The organism is Rhizobium alarense, from assembly GCF_021555155.1.
Taxonomy (GTDB): Bacteria; Pseudomonadota; Alphaproteobacteria; order Rhizobiales; family Rhizobiaceae; genus Rhizobium_D; species Rhizobium_D alarense.
Map to the genome: position 1 here is coordinate 1 of NZ_JAKGBU010000153.1, position 5,282 is coordinate 5,282.

At 58.0% G+C, this 5,282-nt stretch carries 4 protein-coding genes and 1 pseudogene; 4 read left to right on the forward strand and 1 reads right to left on the reverse strand.

From position 1 onward, the window contains the following. Window positions 1-71: 71 nt before the first annotated feature. Window positions 72-542: pseudogene (locus LXM94_RS25385) on the reverse strand (integrase core domain-containing protein); the annotation flags it as partial. 366 nt (window positions 543-908) lie between these two features. Between LXM94_RS25385 and LXM94_RS25395 the strand changes: the two are divergent. From LXM94_RS25395 to LXM94_RS25410, 4 genes are all read left to right on the forward strand, one after another. After that, window positions 909-1,688: a transporter substrate-binding domain-containing protein gene (locus LXM94_RS25395; protein ID WP_235774610.1), complete on the forward strand. Its 780-nt coding sequence runs from the start codon at window positions 909-911 to the stop codon at window positions 1,686-1,688. 193 nt (window positions 1,689-1,881) lie between these two features. Beyond that, the gene (locus LXM94_RS25400; RefSeq protein ID WP_235774611.1) at window positions 1,882-3,000 is read left to right on the forward strand and encodes an NAD(P)/FAD-dependent oxidoreductase; all 1,119 of its coding nucleotides are present in this window, start codon (window positions 1,882-1,884) and stop codon (window positions 2,998-3,000) included. A gap of 551 nt (window positions 3,001-3,551) precedes the next feature. Further along, complete coding sequence (locus LXM94_RS25405; RefSeq protein ID WP_235774612.1) at window positions 3,552-4,445, forward strand: MurR/RpiR family transcriptional regulator; 894 nt, start codon at window positions 3,552-3,554, stop codon at window positions 4,443-4,445. 555 nt (window positions 4,446-5,000) lie between these two features. After that, window positions 5,001-5,210 carry a hypothetical protein gene (locus LXM94_RS25410; protein WP_235774613.1) on the forward strand — a complete coding sequence of 70 codons (210 nt, stop codon included), beginning with the start codon at window positions 5,001-5,003 and terminating at the stop codon, window positions 5,208-5,210. Window positions 5,211-5,282: the final 72 nt, after the last annotated feature.

Genomic DNA, 5,282 nt, shown 5'->3' on the forward strand with positions numbered 1-5,282 from the left:
CAAATCATCCATCACGGCCTCCTGTCGGAAACCGGGAATCACATCTCAAACGAAATTAATAGGTCCTGAGCCTAGATGTTTAGTCCCGGCATTTGATGGACAGGATCGATCGTGAATTTTTCCGGCTCTGTTGTCCAGATTTTGCAGATGAATTCATATGGCGTGAGGCCCCGAAGCGTCTTCAGCCGGCGGCCGAAATTATAGGCGTCGATGAAGTCGGCCATGTGTCTGCGTAGCTGATCGTGGTCGTCATAGTGGAAGCGCTTGACAGTCGCGTCCTTGATGGTGCGGTTCATTCGTTCGACTTGCCCATTTGTCCAGGGATGGCGCGGCTTGGTCAGGCGGTGCTCGACATTGAGATCGGCACATGCAGCCTCGAAGGCAGGGCACCTGAAAGGTAAATTCTCAGCCCGCATTGCCTTGATGTCGTTGGGTGTCCAGCCGTCACCGGTGGGATCGGTGAAATGGGTTCCGTTGTCTGTCAGCACTGCGTGGATTTTGTATGGTGCGGCTTTCGCCAGCGCCCGGAGGAAATCGCCGGCAACGCGTCGATGTTCGACACCCGGCATGATCTCGTGTTTGGCGGCATCGTAGGAGCGTAGCTTGTCGGTGACCGTCACACGAGCCGCATGGCCGTGGCCCTTTCACGCCCATCTGCATCACCCATTATGAATGAAATCTTTCTTATATTGACATTATGATAGAAAACATGCAAAATGTGAACCATCGGTCGCGGCCGTCGGAGATGATGGTTCGAGTGCCGTGTCGTTGTGACCGGTACGCCGATCGAAGAGCAGAGGTTGCCGCAAGTGGTCCTTTTCGACCTCTAAACCGAACGGCGAGAACGACTCGTCGGCTCGGCGACGCGAGACTTCGATCAGCAGCACCTAAGAAAAAAGGGGACAGAAATGAAACAGGTATTGAAAGCTGCAGTTTTGGCTTTGGCGATCGGCTTAGCCACCGCCGCGCAGGTGTCGGCCGAGACCGTCAAGGTCGGCTTTGCCGCCGAACCCTATCCGCCGTTCACCTCGCTTGACGCCTCCGGCAAATGGGTCGGCTGGGAAATCGAATTTCAGCAAGCCATTTGCAAACAAGCCAAACTCGACTGCGTGATCACTCCGGTTGCCTGGGATGGAATCATCCCGGCGCTGACCAGCCATAAGATCGATATGATCATCGGCTCGATGTCGATCACCGCCGAGCGCGAGAAGACCATCGCATTCTCCGACAAATACTATAACACGCCGGCCGGCATCGTAGGCAACAAGGGCGATAACTTTGATGCGACGCCCGAAGGCCTGACCGGCAAGGTGATCGGCGTGCAGGTGTCGACCAACAATGCCGATTACATCAAAAAGCACTTCAGCGACAAGGCTGCCGAGATCAAGGAGTATCAGACACAGGATGAGGCCAACCAGGACCTCGCCGCCGGCCGCATCGATGCGATCCAGGCCGATACGATTGCGCTCAACGCCTTCCTGGAGTCCGATGCCGGCAAATGCTGTAACTACAAGGGTAATGTCGCCGACGATCCGGCCGTTCTCGGCACCGGCATGGGCATCGGCCTGCGCAAGGAAGATACGACACTGAAAGACAAGCTCAACGCTGCGATCAAAGCAATCCGCGCCAACGGCATCTATGACGCCTTCTCCAAGAAGTATTTCGACTTCAATATCTACGGCGACTGAGCCGCCATCGCAGCGCATGGTGATTGACGTCGCTGTGCGCTCTTGGATTTTCAGTCGATGCGGCGTTGCCGTGCAACGCGCCTCCAACGCTTCCCAGCTCCCGTGTTTTACCGAGCCTGTCGCGATGTTTGCGACAAGCATTCGAGTTTGAGTGGAAAGAGGCCACCGCTCACCTTTGACCGAGGAGGAATTCATGCAGGTCTATGATATTGCCATCATCGGCGGCGGCGTTGCCGGGCTGTCGCTTGCCTATTTCCTCGGTGGAAAACGATCGGTGGTCGTGCTGGAGCGGGAGGAAGCCCTTGGATATCATTCGACCGGACGTTCCGCGGCGGAGTTCGTGCTGCGCTACAACAGTGCCGAAGTCTGCAAGCTCGCGGCGATCTCACGCAACTTCTTCGACGCGCCGCCCTATGGTTTTACCGATGTCCCGCTGCTCAAGCGTCGCGGTGGCATCATAGTCTCCGAGTCCGACAAGGCCGAGCGGTTGCGGGATCACTTCGCAAGGGAAGCGGACGACGCCCCATTGCGGATGCTGTCTCTGGATGAGACGCTCGAGATGGTGCCGTTCCTCGATCCTGCCTATGTGGCGGCCGCCTACCATGATCCGGATTTCTGGGATATCGAGGTCGAAAGCCTGTTGCAGGGCTACATAAAGGGCGCCCGTTATGCAGGCGTGGAAATCCGCAACCGGGCCGAAATCCTCGGCGCGCGGGATATCGGCACCAAATGGCAGATCGAAACGCCTGATGGCTACTTGCAGGCGAATATCGTCGTGAATGCGGCAGGCGGTTGGGCGGACCCGGTGGCCCATTGCTTTGGCGTTCGCCCGAAAGGTGTTGTGCCGCATCGGCGAACCGCCATCCTTGTCGATCTACCGGCCGATATCGACGCCGCCGGTATGCCGGAGGTCAGCGAACTCGACGAGTGCTTCTACTTCAAACCCGATGCCGGTCGGCTGCTCGTGTCGCCATCCGATGAGACGCCCTGTGATCCGACCGATGTACAGCCCGAGGAAATCGACATCGCCTGGGCCGCACATTATTTTGAACAGGCGACGACGCTATCAGTCAGGCGCATCGTCAGCAGTTGGGCCGGCATGCGCTCCTTCACGGTCGACAGGCTGCCGGTGCTGGGACCGGCGCCTGATCATCAACGGTTTTTCTGGCTTGCCGGTCAAGGCGGCTACGGTATCCTCAGTTCGCCGGCGCTGGGATCCTTGGCGGCCGCCTTGCTGATAGACGATCCTGAGCCGGAGGGCTTTCGCCAACATGGGCTCGCCCTGGCTACATTCTCGCCAACACGATTCTGAGATCAGGATGCAAGGTCCGGTCTGACGACTTCGAACAAAATTGACCTACTCACGCTGTGATGAGCGATGTCAACGTTGGCACGGCGTCCCGAGTTCTGGGGCCGACAAAGCTTGGCCGGCATCGTCAACTTAACGAGGCATCGAGTTCGATGTGCAATGCTCGGCCATGACCGACCGAGATCCTCTCCATCACCGCCATCGCTTTGGCGCCGGGCCCCCTTTCAAGGTGTATGCTCAAAGCCTCTTGCCAACCAATGCTGCGCGCCCGCGCGTCTCTCTCTAGCCACGAACTGACAGCGTTCTCGCATACGACTGTATGGCTTTGCGCAAATTGGCCGGCCTCTCCATGACACCCCTCCCTCCCTGCGATCGCATCCCATTTAGCGAGCAAACCTAAGCAACCACGGTCTTCTCAACGGCAGCCAACGACGGAGACAGCTTGGTGCATCCATCATAGCCACGACGGAATCCCGCAATGAATGAAAACTTTCTTGCATTGACACAATGATAGCAAACACCCGAAGCTGAAAACACAGGCGAGGGAGTTAGACATGAGCGGAAATGTAAGGGAGCGTCTAATCGAGCTATCACAGGGGGCCAGCAAGGTCGAAAAAGTGCTCGCAGCCTATATGCTTGCCAATCTCGAAAGCCTGCCTTTCGAGACTGCGGCATCGCTCGGCGAAAAAGCCGGGGTCAGCGAACCTTCCGTGGGGCGTTTCTGCCGCGCATTGGGCTTCAGGCACTTCAAGGACCTGAAAACATCGCTGAAGGACGATATCGGAAACAGTCCCTGGCTGATCGGCGACCGCCTCCGAGACTATCGTGAGCGCAGCCTTGCCGGTGACGACGTGCTGGCGGACGGACTACAGACGGAGATTGCCGCCATCGTGCGGAACTATGAAATCGCCCAGACGGAAGAATGGAAACAGGTTGTCAAGCGCCTCGCGCACGTGCCGTGTGTTTTCATCGCGTCGTTTCAGACCGAACGCGGCCTGGCGCACTTGCTGGCCCATCAGCTTGAATATCTTCGGCCGGGCGTGCGCTTGCTCGATCTTGCCGGCGGCACCTTCACGGATCTTCTTCTTTCCGATCCGAGGAATTCTGCCTTGGTGATCATCGAATTGAGGCACTACTCGATCCTTTCTCAGCGACTCGCGGTGGAGGCGAGGAGTTTGGGGGTGCCGGTAACCCTGATCACCGATTCTTACTGCGACTGGGGCCGAGACGTCGCGAGCGAGATGTTCTCTGTGCAAACCGACCTCAACCAATTCTGGGATTCGCCCGCACCGATCGCGGGCCTGATCTCATTGCTGCTAAACGGAATATTTAATCAAATCGGGCCGTCTGTAGAGGAGCGGATAACCCGGGTTTCCGCCCTTTACGGTCGCTTCATCGGCCACACGAGATCAACGAGCGGTGCAGCGCAGGACAAATCCAAGGCGTGAGCGAGAAGGGAATAGGCATCGACCCGGATGTGCGGCGATTGCATAGGCCCTGCAGCAAATCGGTCGGCTATCGACTTTTTCGGGCTTTCCTCCGTATTGATCGCGGGCTGCTGATAATCCGCCTTTGGCCAGGAGGCCCCACGTCGCGTCAGAGTGCAGAGAGGTCTTTGACCGCGTCTTCAAGGTCGGGTTTCAAACCGAGGAGTCGATCGTCGACGGCGGCCGGGTCCTTGCGGTTGAGCGCCGGTTGACACCTCGAAGAACCGAGGACGGTCGCGATCACCGCAGAGGCGAAGCCGAGCGGCGGCAGCTTGCTAACCGCCCCCGACAAAAGGTTGATCGACAGCCACCACCCTGCGTTCTTTCCGCCACGCGCCGTGCAAATGTTAAACGGCGACCGGCGGTTTCCTAATCGACAATCGCCTTGATGATCTCGACGCCCACCGCGGCACGCGGTTCAATGCGAGCGACTTCTACGGCGTCTCGCAGACTTTGACTCAGGGGCTTTTCAAGATGAGAAGCATCTGAATCGCTGGTGCAAACGGGAGGTTTGCGATGGGTTCAGCGCTTTCATTGCGAGCGGATTTTGACGGGGCACGCCAGTCAAAGGCTGCCATGGCACAAGCCATCGAACGCGGCCCGACACCCTATCTCGATGGCGTCGTGCGCCGGCGTCTGGCTGATCGGACCCAAGGGCTGTGGGAAGAATTCCGTGTCTCGGTGCGCGAACAAACGCTGAGCCGGGAGGTGCGTGCCATGGGCTAGGCTCAGGACTCATTGATCAGAGCCAGAAGATGACGGTCGCGGCGATGCATATTGCGGAGAAGAAGGTGTGCG

Coding starts and splice junctions, on each gene's coding strand:
- LXM94_RS25395 (WP_235774610.1), top strand. CDS start 909: ATGAAACAGGTATTGAAAGCTGCAGTTTTGGCTTTGGCGATCGGCTTA.
- LXM94_RS25405 (WP_235774612.1), top strand. CDS start 3,552: ATGAGCGGAAATGTAAGGGAGCGTCTAATCGAGCTATCACAGGGGGCC.
- LXM94_RS25410 (WP_235774613.1), top strand. CDS start 5,001: ATGGGTTCAGCGCTTTCATTGCGAGCGGATTTTGACGGGGCACGCCAG.
- LXM94_RS25400 (WP_235774611.1), top strand. CDS start 1,882: ATGCAGGTCTATGATATTGCCATCATCGGCGGCGGCGTTGCCGGGCTG.